The sequence below is a fragment of the Pseudoalteromonas sp. OF5H-5 genome (assembly GCF_021530695.1).
In the GTDB taxonomy this organism is placed as follows: Bacteria; Pseudomonadota; Gammaproteobacteria; order Enterobacterales; family Alteromonadaceae; genus Pseudoalteromonas.
Genome location: NZ_JAKGBF010000021.1, coordinates 48152 through 69115, shown reverse-complemented (window position 1 = coordinate 69115; position 20964 = coordinate 48152). Strand labels below are relative to the sequence as shown.

Sequence of the window (20964 nt, the reverse complement as noted above, 5' to 3'; positions counted from 1 at the left end):
AGCTTCGTGCTCATTGAATTCTGATTGTTTGTTTCTACTTTTCAAAAAAGTAAAATCAAAACGAATTGACTATATAGTCACTCAGTTACAATTGAGACTCTAAATTTGTTTGCGTCATCTAGCGAACCAGAATCTGCTGTTAGAACTCAATCTGTACGAGTGCCCACACAGATGATTGCTTCATATTTTTAAAGAACATTTCGAAACATTTCGTTGTTTCGAGGGATGTGCATTCTAAGCATTCCCATTTTTTTGTCAACACTTAATTTTGAATTTCTTGAGAAGAAGTTTCGAACTTAAGTTTTATTTGACGCTAACCCGTTGCTGCTTTGCTTTTCAGCGTAGCGCCCCGTGTCAGTGGGGTCGCATTATAGGGCGTTCCAATTTTAGTGCAACCCTTTTTTTAAAGAAAATTGCGAAAAACAGATCGTTTGGATAGAAATCACTCTAAGACAGTTGTTTTTGCATGTTTTACAAACAAAAAGAGCGCTAAATGCGCTCTATTTTTAATTCCCAACCGAATTTTGATAGGTAAGCTGCTTCTTGAATGAGCTCCGCTAACATCAACGGATGAAGGGATAGCCAAGGATTGGGCATTTGCATAGTCAGGGACTTATTCTCTTTATTGTTGGCTTGCACTGTTACTTTAGGTAGAACATCGTCTTTTCTACGCATAGATAACAAAACACCAAGTCGAACTACGACGCATAACAACTTAGCGTATCCAAAGTGACAACCTAATCGATCAAAATCTTTGGCAACAAGGTCAGCTCTATGATTTTTAACGATAGCAACGATAATATCTTTTTGCGCTTTGCTATATCCAGGCATTGAAGTATTCGCCAATATATAGCCGCTGTGTCTATGGTACTGTTTATAGTCAATCAGCAAGCCTACTTCATGAAGAGATGCGATTGCCTTTGCCAAGTGAAGACTCGCTTGTTCATCGAGACCCCAGCTTGATGAAACTTGGGCGATAATATCAGACACCACTTCGTATACTCGCAGCGCCTGCTCGATATCAACATGATAACGCTGAGTGAAACCATCCAATGTGCGCTGACAGATATCGACAGCCTGAAAATCAGGGATCATACTATAAAGTACACCCTCACGAAGTGCGCCACCGGCAAGACCCATAGATTGAATATCCAATGACTTGAATAGTGCAATCAAAATTGCAAGGCCCGATACAAAGACTAAGCGGCGTTCTTCAATTAGCCCAGGTAAAGTTAGCGCAGCCACCGTTTCACATTCAATTGCTTTAAGCTTTACTTCTTCCAACTTGCTCAGAGTCAGTTGTTCATTCTCGCCCATCGCAGCGAAAATTTCCTGAATGGCTTGAACAGTACCTGACGCACCAATGGCTAACTCCCAGCCAAGCTTTTTATATTTGGCTTGAATAGGCTGAATAACCTGTTTTGCAGCCAGCTCTGCAGCGTCAAAGTTTTTCAGACTTAATAGGCCATCGCTGAAATATCTATCAAGATAAGTCACACAACCCATATTTAAACTTTTATACAGTAAGGCATCAAAGCCTTTTCCGATCACAACTTCGGTACTCGCGCCGCCAATATCAATAACGAGTTGCTTACCTTGACAGGCGGATGTGTGAGCGACACCTTTATAAATCGTTTTAGCTTCCACTTCTCCACTGATCACATTTACCTGATGATTAAGGATCTGCTCCGCTTTTTCGATAAATGTGTGAGCGTTAATAGCCAAACGCAATGTCGCAGTCGCTACAATACTGACATTTTGCTTGGGGATATCTTGTAAGCGCTCAGCAAACAAAGCAAGGCATTCCCATCCTCTTTGCATCGCCTCAAGCGACAATTCATTTTGGTCATTAAGCCCAGATGCCAGCCGCACCTTCCTTTTCACACGGCCGATTGTGTGAATACCGCCTGCCATATGTTTCGCTATCAACATATGAAAGCTGTTAGAACCTAAGTCTATTACAGCGTAAATATCTTCCTTCGAAGCAGTCTTTGCCACTTTTCAAACCTCAACAAATCGCATTAAGCGCTTACTACTTTACTATCCAAGTTTATTTGGATTGTGGTTTTCTATAGCCACCAGTTCGGCGACCGCCACCACGTTGCTTGTTACCACTATTACCATGGCCTGAATGACGACGTTTATTTACTTGAGGCGCACGCAAGTCAGTTAATAGTGCTGTTTTATCATAATGAGAAACAGGAATTGCATGTTCTATGTATTCTTCTATCTCATGTAAATTGTAGGCATATTGCTCGCACGCGAAACTAATCGCATGTCCAGATGCACCAGCTCGACCCGTACGACCAATGCGGTGAACGTAGTCTTCTCTGTCATCCGGCAAGTCAAAGTTGAACACATGACTTACTTCAGGAATATGTAAACCACGTGCTGCAACATCAGTCGCAACCAGCAAGTCAACATCACCACGCGTAAACTGCGCTAATATTGATTGGCGTTTCTTTTGGTTCACATCGCCAGTAAGCAAACCAGCACGGTGACCATCCGCTTTCAGCCATGCATATACGTTTTCGCAGCTGTGCTTAGTATTAGCAAAAATGATTGCCTTCTCTGGCCACTCTTCCTCAATCAAAGTCAGCAGTAAAGGTATTTTGTCCTCTGTTGACGGGTGAAATAGCTCTTCTTGAATACGCTTGCCCGTTTTAACATCTGGCTCAATTTGCACATGAATAGGATTGGTCATGTGTTCGAATGCTAACTCTTGCACTCTGTATGACAGTGTTGCAGAGAATAATAGATTTAATCGCTCTTCACGACCTGGCATGCGATTGAACAAATAACGAATGTCTTTGATAAAACCTAAATCAAACATTCGGTCTGCTTCATCTAGCACAACCACTTCGATATCATTGAGGTTATAAGCACCCTGCTTATAAAAATCGATTAAACGCCCAGTCGTTCCGATTAGTATATCCGCACCTTTTTCCAGTTGAGCCCGTTGTTTTTCGTAATCTTCGCCACCATATACAAGGGCAAGCTTAAGATCACAACGTGGCGCAATGACTTGCGCGTCCTTATGTATTTGGATAGCCAACTCTCGAGTCGGTGCCATAATAATTGCACGAGGTTGCGTTTTTTTATCCTTTTTAGTCTGCAATAGGCGATGACAGGTCGCGGTCAAAAACGCAAGGGTTTTGCCCGTACCAGTTTGTGCCTGACCCGCGATATCGCGGCCTTCACAGATGTAAGGTATACACTTTGCTTGGATTGGCGTACAAAATTCGAAGCCATTTTCCTGTAAACCGGCGACCACTTCCGGCGCTAAAGCAAAGTCGTTGAATGTTTTATTGGTCAAATGTGTCTTAGTCATAGCAATAAAGCATAACGTTTAAACTTGCAATAAGAAACAAGAGTGTTTAAATACGCATTAAATATTTCGCCTAATTCTAACGGAGAGCGTAATGAGCGACAAAATTATCCAACTAACTGATGACAGCTTTGAAGCTGACGTAATCAAATCTGACAAGCCTGTACTAGTAGATTTCTGGGCAGAATGGTGTGGCCCTTGTAAGATGATTGCGCCTATCCTTGATGAAGTTGCAGAATCACACGGTGACCGCGTTGCGATCGGCAAACTGAATATTGACCAAAACGCAGGAACTCCACCTAAGTACGGTATCCGTGGTATTCCAACACTATTACTGTTTAAAGATGGTGCAGTAGCAGCAACCAAAGTTGGTGCTCTATCTAAGACTCAACTTGTTGAGTTCCTAGAAAACAACCTGTAATTCAGGCTGTTACATACTCTGCGGCATCACTGCCGCAGTTGTAGACCTGATCTATATCATTTTTAATAGAATAAAATTTGTATAAACACTGGACGACCTGACGCCTAGCTGCTAACTTATAAAGCCACAAACCTTTAAGCTTTATCAAATCAACCTCTCTCGTGAAACTAACGAGAATGACAACTGTAATAAAGAACCCACCAATATGCATTTACGCGAATTAAAAGACAAGTCAATCAATGAACTTGTAAAACTTGCTGAGTCCATGGGACTTGAAAACGTAGCTCGTTTAAGAAAACAAGATATTATCTTTGCTATTTTGAAAGCGCACGCGAAAAGCGGCGAGAATATATACGGCGGCGGTGTTTTAGAAATTTTACAAGATGGCTTCGGCTTTTTACGTTCTTCAGAAGCATCTTACCTAGCTGGCCCTGATGATATTTATGTTTCTCCGAGCCAGATTAGACGTTTCAGCCTGCGTACCGGTGATACCATCAGTGGTTTAATCAGACCACCAAAAGATGGCGAAAGATACTTTGCATTATTGAAAGTTAATGAAGTTAACTTCGATAAGCCTGAAAACTCTCGTACCAAAATCCTATTCGAAAACCTAACGCCTATTCATGCTAATGAGCGTATGGTAATGGAGCGAGGTAACGGTAGTACAGAAGATATTACCGCTCGAGTATTAGACCTTGCTTCTCCAATTGGTAAAGGTCAGCGTGCACTTATCGTTGCACCACCAAAAGCGGGTAAGACAATGTTGCTTCAAAACATTGCTCAGTCCATCACATACAACAACCCAGATGCAACATTGATGGTACTACTAATCGATGAACGTCCGGAAGAAGTAACTGAGATGCAGCGTCTTGTTCAAGGTGAAGTAATTGCTTCTACGTTTGACGAACCTGCCAACCGCCACGTTCAAGTAGCAGAAATGGTAATCGAAAAAGCAAAGCGCTTAGTTGAGCATAAGAAGGATGTTATTATTCTACTTGACTCAATCACACGTCTTGCTCGAGCATACAACACGGTTATTCCTTCCTCAGGTAAAGTATTAACTGGTGGTGTTGATGCCAATGCACTTCACAAACCTAAGCGCTTCTTTGGTGCTGCACGTAATGTTGAGGAAGGCGGAAGCTTAACCATCATCGCAACGGCACTTATCGATACCGGCTCTAAGATGGATGAAGTTATCTACGAAGAGTTTAAAGGTACGGGTAACATGGAACTACACCTAAACCGTAAGATTGCGGAAAAACGTGTATTCCCAGCTATCGACTTCAACCGCTCTGGTACTCGTCGTGAAGAACTACTAACGAAGACTGATGAGCTTCAAAAGATGTGGATCTTGCGCAAGATTGTGCATGAAATGAGTGAGATCGATGCCATGGAATTCCTTATTGATAAGCTTTCCATGAGCAAAACAAACGATGAGTTTTTCGACTCAATGCGTCGTAAGTAAGTAGACTCTGAGTCTAATTATTGAAAAGCCAGCTTATGCTGGCTTTTTGCGTTTCAGGTTCGCCAACTACCTGTTTTTGTTCTATACCTTACCTAGTGAATTTAAACCAAGTTTGAATAATGAACCTAGGGATATAGAATGAAGCCGAGTCGTATTATTGCCGCTGTCACATTGTTTAATCTGGCTTCGGTAACACTCGCAATCACCTTGCTATCTTCTGATACAGCCAAAATAGCTGTTGCTCTCGGAGCTCTAGCACTGGGGGCGCTCTTCCAGCTTTTATGCTTTAAGAAAACCTCTTCCGCTGAAAAGCATATGGAACATCTCGTTCGCAACTTTATCAACGACAATGGTGTCGACCTAACGTATCGCTTTAACGAACAAGATAAAAATATTTCTAAGTCCTGCCTACTAATGAATGATTGCTTCGCCGTTATAGAACATATAATTAGTGAAGTATACGCATCTTCTTCTCGACTTCACCCAATGGCAGATAGTTTAAGAGATACCTACGCATCCATGACGCAAAAAGCGACGCTACAACATACTCACGGAGAATACTTAGCCACCTCGATACAGTCTATGTTAGAGATTTCCGCGCGTTTAGATACTAGCTTAGAGCAGATCTACGCATCTGTAGAAAACGCTACAACGGCAGTGAAGCAGACCAGATTAGATACTGACAAAAGCCAAGAAAGCCTGCTAACTCTTGCAGATAACATCAAAAAAACCAATGAACAAATAGAGTTGCTCAAAACAGACAGCAACGAAATTAGCTCAGTGCTTGAAGTTATTAATGCTATTGCAGAGCAGACCAATTTACTTGCGCTAAACGCTGCGATTGAAGCAGCACGAGCTGGCGAGCTAGGCAGAGGCTTTGCCGTCGTTGCTGATGAAGTTCGTAATTTAGCGGCAAGAACAAGCCAATCTACAAAAGAAGTAAGTCTGGTTATCAGAAAAATTCAATCCGGTACAGATTCTGTTTACGCACTCATGCAAGCAGCACTAGAGGAAACAGATAACACGGTAAAATTAAGCGAAGCCTCTACAAAAGAGGTTGATGAAATAGAAAACGCGATGCTCTCTATCAACCAAATGTCTCACGATATTCATCGACAAGTTGGAGAACAGAAGCAAGCCTCTGACGAAGCTCAAGAGAGCATAGAGTCAATGGTGCACCTGAATTCAGATGCACTTTCAAGTACAAGAATACAGGCTGTCTCCAATCGTGACCTCATAGCACTATCGCAAAGTATTCATTCCAAGTTATCCATGTTTAAGATTTCAGATTACACCCCGGAACTAGACACCAGAAAAGACAGTTCACGGGTATCAATCAGTAATATTGAGCAACCTGAAAACTCAAATGTGGGGAATGCTGATGATATAGAACTATTTTAGGACGCTAAAGACTCTTTAGATTTTAGCTGATCGCACATCGCTAAGAACAAAGACTGAAACTGATCTTCATTTCCTTGCTTTAACACTTTTTCAAATTCTATGGCTATACTTGCCAGTTCGGGAAATTCAAACATAGATGCCGCCCCCGCCAACTTATGGCAAATAGCCTGTAGTGTGAGCAGCTCTTTATTTTGCCAAGCATCAATTAGTAAATAACGCTCTTGTTCAAAAGTACTTGCGAAGCTATCTCTTAAGTCCGATAAATCGATATTAAGCTCATATGCTTTGCCATGCTCAAAGTTCAAATGCGTATTCAGAACTCCCAGCAATTCATTTTTATTAATCGGCTTGCCAATATGTCCATTGAATCCAGAATCAATATATGATTTGACTTCTTCCATCAGTACATTAGCGGTTAGCGCGTATATCGGCCCAGAATAGCCAGCAGAACGAATAATCCTTAATGCTTCGACACCATCCATTCTTGGCATTTGAATGTCCATAAGCACCAAATCAGGAAAGTCACTAAGACACTGTTCAACCGCTCGAGCACCATTTTCGGCTACAATGACCGTCGCCCCCGTCCGCTCGATCATACGAGAGAATAATTGGCGGTTTTCAGGGTGATCCTCTACAACCAACACAGTACCTGATAACAAAGGTTGCTTTAGCTGAGGTTCTTGCGCTTCAGTGGCCGCGACATTGAGATACACAGTACAAGGTACATGAAAAGAGAAGATACTGCCTTTATCAATAATGCTTTGAACTTTTATTTCACCATTCATCATATGCGCAAGCTGGCTCGACAAACTTAATCCGAGCCCAGAGCCACCAAAGCGCCTTGTTATGCTGTTGTCAGCTTGTTGGAAATTATCAAAAATTCGGCCTATCTGCTGCTCAGTCATGCCAATACCTGTGTCCTTCACCACAAACTGTAAGCCATGGTGCGTTTCAGATACTTCTAATTCAATACGGCCTTTTTCGGTAAACTTTAGGGCATTACTTAGCAAGTTTATTAGTATTTGTTTTACTCGAATGTAATCTAAACGCACGTAAGCGTTAGCCCTGACCTGGTCACAAACGATAAACTCTAATTGCTTACTCTGGATATTTTGTTGAAACATATCGCATAAGTCCGCAAGTAAGCTGCTTACCGAAAACTCTGTTGATTCAAGCTCTAAGCGCTCAGCTTCGATTCGACTTAGGTCAAGAATATCATTGACGAGATCTCGTAAGTGTAACCCTTGATTATAGATAGTTCTGACTGAAGCTTGTGCCTGAGCATTTAAATCTTGTTCGACCAACAAGTCTTCTGCATGTCCCAGCACCGTAGTAAGTGGCGTTCTGATTTCATGGCTCATGTTTGCTAGAAATTGACTTTTCACTTGATTTGCCGCTTTTAACTCATCCGCTTTTTGCTGAAGCTCAGATGTTCTGAGTGCGACTTTTTGACTTAGCTCCAGTTTTGCTCTTTGCTCAATCTTACGTCGGTAAAGTGCGAAAGTTGTCAGTAAGGTTAATAGTGCAATGATAACACCCAACAATTGTAACTGGCTGCGCTGCTCTTCTTTCAGTAGCTGTAATTTTTGCTCTTGCTTGAGCACTTCAACTTCTCGAGAAAGCTCACTCGCTTCATACTTAGCACGATAATCATTGATTCGCTTAAGCACGTCATCATTCATTAAGCGCTTTTGCGCTTCCAGATTTTGCGAGTCATATTCTCTAGCTTGTTGTATATTACCTTGAGCAGCCTCAATTAGCGCTAGTAAACGTAGCGACATTCGCTCCTTCTTCTGCTCGTGCATCAATCGGCTGGCAGCTAAACTTTGCTCAGCATTCGCTAAGGCTTCTACAAGTCTGCCTTGTGCAAAAAATATTTGTGCTAATGTATATTGCGCCTCCATAACATTAGCGGGGTTTTGAGCCTTTTCAGCGTAATAAAGTGCAAAATTCGCCTCTTTTTCAGCAACGTCAAGCTGATCTAAGGAATAGCTAAGAAGTGCGAGGTTAACGTATTCGTACGATAAATGGCGAACATCATTTTGAGCTTCATAATACGTAATGGCGGCCTGATAAGAAGCTTTAGCCAATTCAGGCTTTTTCGTTTCCGTATACAGGACTCCAAGATCTGCATGAGCAAGCGCGACACCATATTCATCACCCAATTCATTAAAAGCTTTAAGCGCGGTATGTAACATCTCCTCCGCTTTATCGTAGGCAGCTTGACGAATATAAACCCCTGAAATATTGAGTAGAATGTCAGCGTGATCTTGAGCATTGCCAAACTCCTGATAGAGCTCGTCCGCTTTTAAATAGTTTTGTAGTGCAAGATCTAAAGTAAAGTTTTTAAAGTAGGCCAACCCTAGGTTGCTGTGTAAGTTAGCCATTTCAATAGGGATATTACGCTGTTCAGCCAGCGCTAAAGCACGAGAGTAAAACTCTATTGCCTGTTGGTATTGACCGAGATAGAAATTACAGATCCCTTGTAGCTTAACAGCAGTAAAGTGGTTGTCAGTTAAGGGCTCTGACTGGGTGATTAATTCTAGCTGGCTAAGAAAAGCTAGTGCATCTTTAAACTGATTGTGACTATAAGCAGACTTACCAAGGCTAAACAAAATGTCCACTTTTTTCTCTTTTCCGAGCTTTTTCTCAGCGAGAAGTTCCTTGCCTAGAATTTGTTTTTGTTGCCAATTCGTAATCAGCTTCATTTCCGTAATGCGTTCAGTGAGTGAAGTATTACTCACTGCATATTCCGCATGAAAAGTAGTAGAGAGATAAAAACAACACGCAAACACAGATCTGGGCTTTAGTAGCCTCGATAAATTCATTGTTGCTCTCCATTGCTTATCATTTAGTCTGCGTGGTAGTGTGAAGATACACCAAGACTAAAGAGGCGACAATGTTCAATCCGCTTACAGATGTTATTTTTAAATTAATTTGTCAAAATCAATCTTTAAAAGTACACACTATTGCCGCCGCTCTGATGGAACAACAGCAACTACCTCGCCTTGATGAAGATGAAAATAAAAATCTCTTCAAGCGCAACTTTCTGATCATGAATGCCCTGTACCAACTTCAGCAAGAAGTATTCGCTGAGGGTCAATACCTGCATGTTGAAGCGCTCAATGTTTATCTAGCTCCACGACTAGGTGAACATCAATTAGCATTAGATGATCCGCTCAGAAGCTACTATTTAGATTGGCAACACTATGAAACCAGCAGTGAAGAAGTGAGTGCTCTGTTGGATAACTTTTGGCAGCGCTTTGCATTCAATGGCGCTCGCCAGCGAATTAATATCAAGGCTGACGAATTAAACGCGATTAAAACACGCTGGCGACTGCCTAACGGATATGATCGCAGGATGTTAAGTCAATGTTGGAGAAAACTGGCCCTGACTCATCACCCAGATAAATCAGGTGATGAGGAGACTTTCAAACGCTTAATGAACGAGTATGAGATACTTAAGCAGACCTTAAGCACGTAGGGCTTTATAGCGCTTATTTTTAATTTTGCTATTGTTAAGCTTTCGTAGTGCAGGCTTAACTGCCTCGCGTTTTACAGCTACGAAGGTTTGTACATCATATATATTGATTTTACCAATTTGTTTAAAGTTAATGCCCTCTTCACCTGTCAAGCTGCCGACGATATCTCCTTTGCGAAGCTTTTGTTGCTTTCCACCTTCAATCATGAGGGTCACCATATTCGACTTATAGGCTGGTTTTTCGAGCAGTGAATGGCCCGGCAACGTGCCATGTTTTAGCTCTTGACCATATATTTCCGCCAACTGTTTTATTTTGAAGGCTTCTTTTTCTCCATAAAGAGATACTGCGATACCTTTGTGCTCACCCCGGCCCGTACGACCAACACGGTGAATATGCGTCTGTGGCTCAAGCGCCAAATGATAGTTAACCACAAGCTCAACTTCCTCAACGTCGAGCCCTCGAGCGGCCACGTCAGTGGCAACCAAAATATTGGCACTCTTATTAGCAAAGGTGAGCAATGACCACTCACGCTCACCTTGATCTAAATCGCCATGTAACTCGACACAAGCAAGTCCGGTTTGGCGTAATTCTTCGAATAGTCGCTTAGTCTCAGCTTTGGTATTACAAAAAACGATACAGCTTTGCGGCTGGTGCTGCATTAACAGCACTCTCAGCGCGTTAAAGCGCATTTTATTGTTGTCTAACTTATAAAAGGTTTGCTTAATGCTGTGGTGTGCTTGTTCTTCTTGTGCTTCAACAAACTCTGGCTCACGCATATATTGCTTCGCCAGTTTCATGATCTTATCTGGGTAAGTCGCACTAAACATTAGTGTTTGTCGAACTTCAGGGACATACACTAAAATGCTTTCTAGCGTTTCAGTAAAGCCCATATCCAGCATCTGATCAGCTTCGTCGAATACCACAGTCTGCGTTTCAGTTAGCATGAGTGAGCCATTAAAGACATGCTCTTCAACTCGACCAGGTGTACCAACAACAATATGCGCACCGTGTTGCAACGCCCGTGTTTGAGGTTCAATTGGCGTTCCTCCGCAGAGTGTTTGCACTTTGACGTTACCAATTAAAGCCGCAATTTTTCTGATCTCTTGTGCGACTTGATCAGCCAACTCTCTCGTTGGACATAACACCAAAGCCTGAACCTCATTGCACTCGGGCTGCAACTTATTCAGCAGCGCAAGTGAAAACACCAGTGTTTTACCAGATCCGGTTTTCCCTTTCACGACTAAATCTCGTCCAGTCAGCGCCGGCGTTAAACTCACAGACTGTACTGCTGTTGGCACCATGTAGTTAAGATCTACAAGGCGCTGAGCAAGCGCTTGGTTTAGAGGTAATTGAGAAAATGAAGTGATCGACACAGTGCTTTCCTATTCGCTATCTTAATCGCGTATTTTATACCAAATGTGTAAATTCGCTAACCGCTTTACTCTATTATTCCAAGATAAAGCGCCCCTAGATTGTGGATGAATTATCCTCATCGCAATACACGGACTTACATCACAATTTATGCTTTAATCTCTCGGTAACTCCATTTTTACCAAGGATTATCATGAAGTTTAAATCACTATTGGCATTTGGTTTATTAAGCGCAGGTTTGAGTACAGCACTGCAAGCCGAAGAATTTACTACACAACAATTAGAACAAGTTAAACAAGTTAGAGAAGCCGCAAGCCACAGCAACCTAAGTTGGCAACTACTAGAATCCCTCACCACAGAAGTAGGCCCACGCTTACCAGGTACCGAAAATGATAAAAAAGCGGTAGCTTGGGCACAGAAACAATTTGAGCAACTGGGCTTTGACAAAGTCTGGCTTGAGGAAGCGACCTTTCCTGAATGGCGCCGCTACCATGAGTCTGCAAAAATCCTGATACCGAGCGAACAACCGCTACACCTTACAGCGCTCGGTAACAGTGTCAGTACACCAAAAGATGGCTTAAGTGGCGAAGTAGTGTTGTTTGAAACTCTCGATGAGCTGATTGCTGCGCCAGACAACAGCTTAAAAGGTAAAATAGCTTTTATTAATTACCGCATGAACCGCGATATTGATGGTAATGGCTATGGACCGGCAGTAAGAGCTCGTAATAGCGGCGCCGTAGAAGCGGCTAAAAAAGGCGCTATCGCCTATATGATGCGCTCAGTCAGCACCAGCCACCACCGCTTCGCGCACACTGGCGGCAGTCACTATAAAGCGGGAGTGACAAAGATCCCGTCCACTGCAGTTGCGAACCCAGATGCGGATCAGCTAGCACGCCTTATCAACTCTGGTCATGCAGTTAAAGTCGCGCTAAATATTCAAACTGAGGACTTAGGTGAAGGAACCAGTTATAACGTCATCGGTGAATTCTCGGGTACTGAGTTTCCAGAGCAATATGTCTTGATTGGTGGTCACTTAGACTCTTGGGATCTGGGTACTGGTGCACTCGATGATGGTGCTGGTGTTGCATTAACGATGGCGGCAGCTAAGCATATTGCCGATGTAAAACGCCCTAAACGTAGTGTCCGCGTAGTCCTATTTGCAGCAGAAGAACTCGGTCTTTGGGGAGCAAAAGCTTATTTTAAAAAGCATCAGGCAGAATTAGACCGCATCGTAGCCGCATCCGAGTCCGATTTTGGTGCAGATGTAGTGTATGCGTTTGAATCAAACGTAAATGCCGCTTCCTTACCGGTTGTGCGTGAGATTGCAAAACAATTGGCGCCACTTGGCGTTACTTATATTGGCAAGAATAGCGCACATGGTGGTCCTGACTTAATTCCGCTGAAAAATGCTACATCAGCGCCAATCTTCGCTTTACACCAAGATGGAACCGATTATTTTGATTATCACCACACAGCTGATGACACGCTTGATAAAGTCGATCCAGAAAAACTAAAGCAAAATACCGCGGCATACGCCGTATTTGCCTTAATGGCAGCCGATGCCAAAACGAAAATGGCAGGGAAATAAAATCTTACACTTATGGGGACAAGTACACTTGTCCCCTACACTCAAGTTGCCTACCTTAGACATACCCACACCTAACTAACTAATAGAATATGGAAATCAAAAGCGTATTTTTTTCCTTTTACGACACAATATTCAACTTCATCAGTAAATATAAAGTTGCCGTGTCGGCACTAATTGTGGTCACTATTGCATTTTACTTTTATAACCAGCATCAACAACAAATCGCTAGTTATCAAACATACTTAGCATCCCCACAAATCGATGACCTGATTATTTTTGACGCTGGCAAAAACACTGGGCAAGTTTATGATCCTGCTTTTCAGATATTACAAATTACTGAGCTGACAGATGACAACATTGAAGTGAAGGAAAGTGCCTACACTTATCGAACAATGCGTAACATCACCCGAGATATCCGTGTCAGCATGCTAATGACCGATCATTATTTTAAGCCACAAAGGCTGACGCTAGAAAAAGACAATCTATTAGACTTACTTGACGATGAAACCATAGTCTCCGTATACAGGCCTGTAGGGATCCATGTACTCGGCGGCGTTGTTAGACAAAGATTTAAAAAGCCGAAGCCACTATATAATGGACCTAAGATCTCTGCACAGAACCAAGAAGCAATTCACGCTTACAGCCAAGGAAACTTTGAAGAAGCAAAAACGGGATTTGCAGCAGCAGCTAAAACCGGCAACCCTTGGGCACAATATAACTATGGGACAATGCTTCGCGACGGTGAAGGCGGTGCAAAAGACATTAAAAAAGCGATCCACTGGCTTAAACTTGCCGCAGAGCAAGGTAATCATAAAGCACAGACAGCTCTGGCTAAGTTATGCCAAGACCACCCCTGTTAACTGTGACTTTGCTTGTGATACTGCACAGTCAAAACGTTTGCTTCAAACTCTTGTTGTGCCACCGGTTTAGAATGAAAATAGCCTTGTGTCATATCACACAGTAAATTCTTTAAAAACATGCATTGTGCGGGGGTTTCAACCCCTTCTGCAATGACCCTTAAGTTCAATTTATGCGCCATCAATATAATCGCACTGACGAGCGCTTTATCTTCTTCATCTTCAGGTAAATCACGAATAAAGGTTCTATCAATTTTCAATTTAGAAAGCGGGAAGCGCTTGAGATAACTCAACGACGAATATCCAGTACCGAAGTCGTCAATCGCCAGTTCTACACCGATTTCTCTTAATGCTTTTAATTGTGACAATATTTTGTCTGAGTTTTCAACTAGTACTGACTCTGTGATTTCCAATGTCAGATATTTAGCTTCTAGTCTGGTGTCTTTAAGTACTTTTCTTACTAATGCAACCATATCTTGGCGTTTAAACTGGATACTAGAAACGTTAACTGCAATAAATAAGGGTCTACCGTAGTTGTCTTGCCAAGCTTTAACTTGAGAACAAGCGTGATACAGCACCCATTCTCCAATGGGTAAGATAAGCCCTAGTTCTTCGCAAACGGGAATAAATTGCTCTGGAGAAACATGGCCTAGCAACTCACTTTTCCATCTTAACAACACCTCGCAGCCAACGAGGTCGCCTCTACCAAGCTGTGAAAAAATAGGTTGGTACACCAGTGATAATTCTCGATTAGACAGCGCTTTGTGCAAGGCACTTTCTAACACGCTACGCGCTTTGGCATGTTGATGCATCGCTGAAGTATAGAATTGAAAACAGTCGCGACCATGCTCCTTCGCTTTATACATTGCACTATCGGCATTACGTAGCAAGATTTTTCGATCGGTGCCGTCATCTGGGTAAAGCGTGATCCCCATACTACCGGATACATAAGCTTCGTGCCCTTCCAAATGAAAAGGGTTGGCTAGAGCACGTAAAATCTTAGTCGCAACCTGCTCTAAATCACTGATAGAACTTATATCTTGTAGCAATAACGCGAACTCATCCCCACCTAATCTTGCAACGGTATCAGAACTGCGCACGCACTCATTAATACGGTTTGCAGCTTCTTTGAGTAGTAGATCACCAATATGATGTCCAAGCGTGTCATTCACTGCTTTAAAGCGGTCAAGATCGATAAAACAAATTGCAAAGCGCTCTTCTAGCTGAGCTGCTCGTTTTAACGCTAAATCAAATTTAACGTGATAATGATGGCGGTTTGCAAGACCTGTCAAACTATCAAAGTTGGCTTGCTGCCACATCAACTGTTCGTTACGTTTTCTCGAGGTAATATCACTGAATAACGCAACATACATATCAATTTCCCGAGCATCGTTAAATACTGCAGATACTTGCAGCCAACTCGGATAAATTTCACCATTTTTGCGCTTGTTCCAAATCTCTCCCTCCCAATGGCCTTTGTTAACCAAGTCATCATATAACGCGTTGAAAAAGCGCTCATCGTGACGTCCAGAGTTCAGGATTGATGGAGTCTCCCCTATCACTTCATCCATGCCAAAGCCTGTAATTTCGCTAAATGCACGATTTACCATTTGGATTTGATTATGTTTGTCGGAGACCAACACACCTTCAGAGGTTGTCGAAAATACCGTACTTGCCAAGCGCTGTTCTCTTTCGTTCTCAAGCTCTTCCGTAATATCTTGAATAACATAGATAAAACCCAGTTTTGCTTGTGTTTCACTTACCACCGGGGCACAAGAAACCCGCACATTGCGATAACCAAAACGCGCATCAAGTTGGCACTCAAGCGTTCCTTCCGTTAGCAGCTTTTCACTATCAAGCACATCAAATAAGGTATAAATAGATTTTGATTTTAACGCTTCTAAACTATCAAAATCCTTTAACACTGAGCCATTAGCAGCTTCAATGTGATGAGTTTCATCCGTAAACACCAGATATGCTTTAATACCATCAAAAATGGCACTGAGCTTCGCACCTTGGTCTTGTGCTCGCTGATTGGAGCGCCTTAGCCTGACCAAAACGGTCATCAATACCGCCATCGATAGAATAAGCACAGCAATTACCGCAGTTAACAAAATGACCTGTACCATATTGGCTTGCTTGATTTTTTCAGTCTGCAGCATGACCTGTTGTTCAAGATTGGCTTGGTAATGCCAAAGATCTTGCTGTAGCTTACGCTGCTCACTCATATCTTGAATGATAGAAAGTAACCTTGGTTTACCATCGCTATCTTCAAACGGCGTTGAGTGAACACTCACTGTTTTAGTACTACCGTCTGCAGTTTGATGTTGGAAGATAAAATAATTGCGGCCTTCATTTAATGCCGCTTGACGCTCATTGGCAACCTGCTCGGCGGTAAATAAGTTGATATCTTGAATGACTTTTGATTCTAGTACCGCCTCGCTATAACCATAGAATGCGGCAGCAGTCTTATTGGCATCCAAAATTTTTCCAGACGTGGGCTCGATGATCAACATCACCGCGCTATGATTAGAAAAAGTATAATATGGTAACTCGTTAGCTGGTGCTGAAATACAAAACAGCAACAGCAGCCCCCCGAGCAATTTTGACATCAACTTCAAACTCAGACCCCTCAGGATATCGTTTTATGCAACCGCGGCGACTATAGCGCAAAGGGTATGTGAGCTACATCGAAAGTCGATTTTTGCTTGTTTCATATCAAAACAACTCAACACACACATCTTTTTATAACAATTTATACACTTGCTCCGGCGTACTGACAAGCCGATACGCTCTGAAAGTGTAGTCTATTTCGCAATAGTGTAGACGCAAAAGTGAGTCACTAAACCTTTTCACCATCCCATCCGTACAGCTAGGAAAAATATGCCTAGTTGATATACTAGGCCAAACTCAACTCACAGTGCGCCGATGAAATACCAAGACTTACGAGATTTTATAGCCCAGCTTGAAAAACAAGGAGAACTTGTTCGCGTCAAGCAGCCCATTTCCACCAAACTAGAAATGACTGAAATTGCAGACCGAACGCTGCGAGCAGGTGGACCCGCTATCCTATTTGAAAACCCTGTTGGTTATGACATTCCGGTACTGGCTAACCTATTTGGCACACCAAAGCGCGTCGCAATGGGGATGGGACAAAGCGATGTCAGTGAACTAAGAGAAGTCGGCAAGTTACTCGCTTTTTTAAAAGAACCCGATCCACCGAAGGGAATTAAAGAAGCCATTGGCCAGCTACCGGTATTCAAACAAGTGTTGAATATGCCAGCCAAAGAAGTGAAAAAAGCCCCATGTCAGGAAGTTGTACTGAGCGATAATGAGGTTGATCTCACTAAACTACCTATTCAACATTGCTGGCCAGGTGATGCCGCACCTTTAATTACATGGGGGTTAACGGTAACCAAAGGTCCTTATAAAAAGCGTCAGAACCTAGGGATTTATCGTCAACAGCTATTGGGTAAAAACAAAATTATTATGCGCTGGCTATCACATCGTGGCGGTGCGCTTGATTTTCAGGAGTGGTGCAAAGAGCACCCCGGCGAACCGTATCCGGTATCTGTTGCACTTGGCGCTGATCCCGCGACGATTTTAGGTGCGGTAACCCCAGTTCCAGATACGCTAAGCGAATACGCATTTGCAGGTCTACTGCGTGGTAGTAAGACGCAGGTTGTTAAATCAATTTCAAACGAACTGCAAGTACCAGCGAGTGCCGAAATCGTCTTAGAAGGATATATTCAACCGGGCGAGCTCGCGCCAGAAGGCCCATATGGCGATCACACCGGCTACTACAATGAAGTTGACGACTTCCCTGTAATGACTGTCACTCATATGACACATCGCAAAGATCCTATTTATCACAGCACTTATACGGGCCGCCCGCCTGATGAGCCAGCTATTCTTGGTGTTGCGCTCAACGAAGTATTCGTGCCGATTTTACAAAAGCAATTTCCGGAAATCGTCGATTTTTACCTTCCACCAGAAGGCTGCTCATACCGCATGGCGGTCGTCACCATGAAAAAGCAGTATCCGGGTCATGCTAAACGCGTGATGATGGGCGTATGGTCTTTCCTTAGACAATTTATGTACACCAAGTTTGTCATTGTTTGTGATGATGATGTAAATGCTCGCGACTGGAATGATGTGATTTGGGCGATAACAACACGTATGGATCCCGCAAGAGACACCACCTTAGTTGAAAGCACGCCTATTGATTATCTCGATTTTGCTTCCCCTGTGTCCGGACTTGGTTCTAAAATGGGTATGGACGCAACCAACAAGTGGCCGGGTGAGACCGACCGTGAATGGGGCGAGCCTATCGTTATGGATCCCAAGGTTAAACAACGCGTTGACGAAATTTGGGATACCCTAGGGATCACCATCAAATGACATATATCATCTAACATTGTGCACTCAGCTATGCTAGAGTGCACAGACTTTAGCCACGTGCTTAATAAAGGTAACACATGCAAGTATTAGCAGCAGAGGTTGTCTCAATTACACCTCTTACGGAATTTGTTCACAAAGTTATATTAAAACCTGAAGAAGCGGTGCAATTCGAAGCCGGCCAGTATCTGCAATTGGTACTTGGTGAAAAAGACAAACGTGCTTTCTCGATTGCCAGCAGCCCTTCAAAAACAGAGCAGTTAGAGTTACATATCGGTGCTTCTGGCGCAGACTCTTATGCCATGCAATCACTAGATCACCTACGTAACGCTTTTGATACAAAGCAAACCGTTACATTAGAAGTTGGCCTTGGCGTATCTCAGATCCGTGTTGATCAAGCGCGTCCACTAGTTCTACTTGCCGGCGGCACTGGGTTTTCTTATGTCAAATCTATGGCCGATCACTTGGCTGAAACAGGTTACGACCAACCTGTTTTATTTTATTGGGGTGTAAAAGAAGAATCTGCGCTATATGCAAAAGCGGAGATGGAAGCTTGGGCCGCCTCAAATAAACACTTTCAGTTTATTCCTGTGGTAGAAAATGCCAGTGAAGCATGGCAAGGCCATCGTGGTTTCGTTCATCAGGCTGTGATGAAAGATATCGTTTCTTTAGAGCCATACAGCATTTATATGGCAGGCCGCTTTGACATGATTGGCATCGTGCGTGATGACTTTATCAATCATGGTGCTGAGCGCGACTTTATGTACGCCGACGCTTTTGCGTTTATTAAGTAACCTGAGCTGCGGATAATTAATGCCTTTCTAGCAGCCAGTTTTAGCGCTAACTGCGTTGAATTCACTTCCAATAGCCAGCTATTGGTGCGTAAATTCGCCTTGCCTACAGGATGTAGGTACCTTAGCGAGAGCAGGACGCGGAAGCGGTGTTTTCCCTAAAACTCTCTGGCTAGACAAGGAAAAAACTAAGTTGTGCTTTAGAAACAATGAGTTGGAACATTCCTTATCCAAACCTCAGGTTAAGTAACTTAAGCCAAGTTATTTAATAGCAATTTATCCAATGTGTGGCAGGTGTTTAGTCACACATTGGAAAAACAGAACGAACCAATCAAAACAATCCATTTTACCAAAACACTCTCACCCGCTACTCTCATATTACACACAAACACCGCGAGAAATATGATGAGTAAACTCTATGTTCGTGACATCATGTCACCCGATTTCCCACAGTTAACCGCCGAGACCGAACTAACCGACGCGATTAGTTTGCTACAAAAGCATCATTTAATTGGTGCGCCAGTGATAGATGCACAGCGTCATCTTGTTGGATTTATTTCAGAGCAGCAGCTACTCAAGCCTTTGCTTAATTCCAGCTACTTTTGTGATGGTAAAGTACAGCTGAGAGACTTACTGGCTACGCCTGCCCTCAGCATTGAAGCTGCAACAACCGTTGTCGACCTTGCACAACGTATGCAGCAAAATAGTCCTAAGGTTTATCCCGTACTCAATGAAGGCAAAGTGATTGGAATTGTGACACGCAGCCAAGTCGTTGCGGCGTTAAAAGAGAGTTATCTTAGCTGTGCGGGGTGATCCCACACAGCAATTTCAGTCTACGCTTTCTTTGTAAGCAACGCTTTTTTATCAGCTTCGCTTAAAAAGGCAATCTCAACCGCATTGCGCTGCGCTTTATGGATATCACTCAAATCTAAACCTGCCGCCGCAGCCGCATGGCTATACTCGTTATCCAACTCGATACCTTGAACCGCAGGGTCATCGGTATTGATGGTTGCCAACACACCATGATCTAAAAATGCTTTCAATGGATGCGTGGTTAAACTTTCGACAGTGCTTGTTTGAATGTTACTGGTTAGGCAAGACTCGATCCCAATACGATTATCACGTAAATAGTCCATCAGAGCTGGGTCATGGATTGCTTTAACTCCGTGACCGATACGTGTTGCACCTAGTTCTTTAATGGCTTGCCAGATACTTACCGCGCCCTCAGCTTCACCAGCATGTACCGTCACCCCAAGGTAAGCATCGCGAACCTGCTTATAATGTTCAATAAACAGCTCGCCCGGGAAGCCCAGCTCGTCACCCGCGAGGTCAATCGCAACCAACTGCTCTTTAAAGGCAAGTAGCGCGTCTAGCTCATATTGGCATTTCTCAACACCAAATGTGCGTGACATAATCCCGATCAGGTTAACCTTAATGTCTTGGCCTTTAACTGCACTTTGTACACCGTCGACTACGGCTTCAACAACGCCCTGCGGGTGTAGATTATGGGTTTTTGCCATGTAGTAAGGGCTAAACCTTAGCTCAGTGTAATCAATACCTTGTGCAACTGCGTCGGCAACATTTTCAATCGCAATGCGGCGACAAGCATCGTAGTCACCTAGTACCTTTACGCCCCAATCTAGTTTTTCAAGAAACGCCATTAGATTGGGTGCATTGTCCAACACTTGAACATGCGGGCGTAGACCTTCGAGATCCGTTGCTGGTAAATCCATATTAAACTGCTGGCCAAGTTCTAAAATCGTTGTAGCACGAACGTTACCATCTAAGTGGCGATGTAAATCTAATAGTGGGAGTGTGTTATTGATCATAAGAGACTCGATTTGCAGTTAAAATTTTTGGGA

15 protein-coding genes are annotated in these 20964 nt (G+C 43.0%); 9 read left to right on the top strand and 6 right to left on the bottom strand.

The features are described 5' to 3' along the window. Positions 1-489: 489 nt before the first annotated feature. Both gppA and rhlB read right to left on the bottom strand, forming a co-directional pair. Positions 490-1998 carry a guanosine-5'-triphosphate,3'-diphosphate diphosphatase gene (gene gppA, locus L1271_RS21900; RefSeq protein WP_102055846.1) on the bottom strand — a complete coding sequence of 503 codons (1509 nt, stop codon included), beginning with the start codon at positions 1996-1998 and terminating at the stop codon, positions 490-492. 52 nt (positions 1999-2050) lie between these two features. Continuing rightward, positions 2051-3331, bottom strand: a complete 1281-nt coding sequence (rhlB, locus tag L1271_RS21895; RefSeq protein WP_010604249.1) for an ATP-dependent RNA helicase RhlB — start codon at positions 3329-3331, stop codon at positions 2051-2053. A 91-nt stretch (positions 3332-3422) separates the two neighbouring features. On the opposite strand from rhlB, the gene trxA reads away from it, so the two are divergent. The 3 genes from trxA (at position 3423) to L1271_RS21880 (ending at position 6615) form a co-directional block, all read left to right on the top strand. After that, the gene (gene trxA / locus L1271_RS21890) at positions 3423-3749 is read left to right on the top strand and encodes a thioredoxin TrxA (RefSeq protein ID WP_010378172.1); all 327 of its coding nucleotides are present in this window, start codon (positions 3423-3425) and stop codon (positions 3747-3749) included. 205 nt (positions 3750-3954) lie between these two features. Beyond that, positions 3955-5214 carry a transcription termination factor Rho gene (gene rho / locus L1271_RS21885; protein WP_010604247.1) on the top strand — a complete coding sequence of 420 codons (1260 nt, stop codon included), beginning with the start codon at positions 3955-3957 and terminating at the stop codon, positions 5212-5214. A 138-nt stretch (positions 5215-5352) separates the two neighbouring features. Continuing rightward, positions 5353-6615, top strand: a complete 1263-nt coding sequence (locus L1271_RS21880) for a methyl-accepting chemotaxis protein (RefSeq protein ID WP_102055845.1) — start codon at positions 5353-5355, stop codon at positions 6613-6615. On the opposite strand, the gene L1271_RS21875 is transcribed toward L1271_RS21880, so the two are convergent. Further along, on the bottom strand, positions 6612-9359 hold the full coding sequence (locus L1271_RS21875) for a response regulator (RefSeq protein ID WP_235368803.1): 2748 nt from the start codon (positions 9357-9359) through the stop codon (positions 6612-6614). The genes L1271_RS21880 and L1271_RS21875 overlap by 4 nt on opposite strands. 155 nt (positions 9360-9514) lie before the next feature. Between L1271_RS21875 and L1271_RS21870 the strand changes: the two genes are divergently transcribed. Beyond that, positions 9515-10099, top strand: coding sequence for a DNA-J related domain-containing protein (locus L1271_RS21870; protein ID WP_010604244.1), 585 nt, complete (start codon positions 9515-9517; stop codon positions 10097-10099). Here the strand turns inward: L1271_RS21870 and dbpA are convergent. Then, complete coding sequence (gene dbpA, locus L1271_RS21865) at positions 10088-11470, bottom strand: ATP-dependent RNA helicase DbpA (protein ID WP_235368802.1); 1383 nt, start codon at positions 11468-11470, stop codon at positions 10088-10090. The genes L1271_RS21870 and dbpA overlap by 12 nt on opposite strands. A 191-nt stretch (positions 11471-11661) precedes the next feature. Here dbpA and L1271_RS21860 point away from each other — a divergent pair, with 191 nt between their 5' ends. Together L1271_RS21860 and L1271_RS21855 are read left to right on the top strand one after the other, a co-directional pair. Beyond that, complete coding sequence (locus L1271_RS21860) at positions 11662-13056, top strand: M20/M25/M40 family metallo-hydrolase (RefSeq protein ID WP_235368801.1); 1395 nt, start codon at positions 11662-11664, stop codon at positions 13054-13056. A gap of 89 nt (positions 13057-13145) precedes the next feature. Next, complete coding sequence (locus tag L1271_RS21855) at positions 13146-13916, top strand: tetratricopeptide repeat protein (protein WP_102055841.1); 771 nt, start codon at positions 13146-13148, stop codon at positions 13914-13916. On the opposite strand, the gene L1271_RS21850 is transcribed toward L1271_RS21855, so the two are convergent. Next, complete coding sequence (locus L1271_RS21850) at positions 13913-16525, bottom strand: sensor domain-containing protein (RefSeq protein WP_102055840.1); 2613 nt, start codon at positions 16523-16525, stop codon at positions 13913-13915. The two genes, L1271_RS21855 and L1271_RS21850, sit on opposite strands and share 4 nt — an antisense overlap. 316 nt (positions 16526-16841) lie before the next feature. Between L1271_RS21850 and ubiD the strand changes: the two genes are divergently transcribed. The 3 genes from ubiD (at position 16842) to L1271_RS21835 (ending at position 19915) form a co-directional block, all read left to right on the top strand. Continuing rightward, the gene (gene ubiD, locus L1271_RS21845) at positions 16842-18314 is read left to right on the top strand and encodes a 4-hydroxy-3-polyprenylbenzoate decarboxylase (protein ID WP_174170991.1); all 1473 of its coding nucleotides are present in this window, start codon (positions 16842-16844) and stop codon (positions 18312-18314) included. Positions 18315-18391: 77 nt separating this feature from the next. Then, on the top strand, positions 18392-19105 hold the full coding sequence (fre, locus tag L1271_RS21840; protein ID WP_095727054.1) for an NAD(P)H-flavin reductase: 714 nt from the start codon (positions 18392-18394) through the stop codon (positions 19103-19105). A gap of 399 nt (positions 19106-19504) precedes the next feature. Then, positions 19505-19915, top strand: coding sequence for a CBS domain-containing protein (locus L1271_RS21835; RefSeq protein ID WP_370599214.1), 411 nt, complete (start codon positions 19505-19507; stop codon positions 19913-19915). Between the two features lie 20 nt (positions 19916-19935). On the opposite strand, the gene add is transcribed toward L1271_RS21835, so the two are convergent. Beyond that, on the bottom strand, positions 19936-20931 hold the full coding sequence (add, locus tag L1271_RS21830) for an adenosine deaminase (protein ID WP_211858973.1): 996 nt from the start codon (positions 20929-20931) through the stop codon (positions 19936-19938). Positions 20932-20964 lie beyond the last annotated feature (33 nt).

Bases quoted from the DNA above. Each gene is read 5' to 3' on its own strand.
- L1271_RS21870 (WP_010604244.1), top strand. From the start codon at position 9,515: ATGTTCAATCCGCTTACAGATGTTATTTTTAAATTAATTTGTCAAAAT.
- fre (WP_095727054.1), top strand. From the start codon at position 18,392: ATGCAAGTATTAGCAGCAGAGGTTGTCTCAATTACACCTCTTACGGAA.
- L1271_RS21880 (WP_102055845.1), top strand. From the start codon at position 5,353: ATGAAGCCGAGTCGTATTATTGCCGCTGTCACATTGTTTAATCTGGCT.
- L1271_RS21860 (WP_235368801.1), top strand. From the start codon at position 11,662: ATGAAGTTTAAATCACTATTGGCATTTGGTTTATTAAGCGCAGGTTTG.
- L1271_RS21855 (WP_102055841.1), top strand. From the start codon at position 13,146: ATGGAAATCAAAAGCGTATTTTTTTCCTTTTACGACACAATATTCAAC.
- rho (WP_010604247.1), top strand. From the start codon at position 3,955: ATGCATTTACGCGAATTAAAAGACAAGTCAATCAATGAACTTGTAAAA.
- rhlB (WP_010604249.1), bottom strand. From the start codon at position 3,331: ATGACTAAGACACATTTGACCAATAAAACATTCAACGACTTTGCTTTA.
- L1271_RS21850 (WP_102055840.1), bottom strand. From the start codon at position 16,525: ATGTCAAAATTGCTCGGGGGGCTGCTGTTGCTGTTTTGTATTTCAGCA.
- add (WP_211858973.1), bottom strand. From the start codon at position 20,931: ATGATCAATAACACACTCCCACTATTAGATTTACATCGCCACTTAGAT.
- trxA (WP_010378172.1), top strand. From the start codon at position 3,423: ATGAGCGACAAAATTATCCAACTAACTGATGACAGCTTTGAAGCTGAC.
- L1271_RS21835 (WP_370599214.1), top strand. From the start codon at position 19,505: ATGATGAGTAAACTCTATGTTCGTGACATCATGTCACCCGATTTCCCA.
- ubiD (WP_174170991.1), top strand. From the start codon at position 16,842: ATGAAATACCAAGACTTACGAGATTTTATAGCCCAGCTTGAAAAACAA.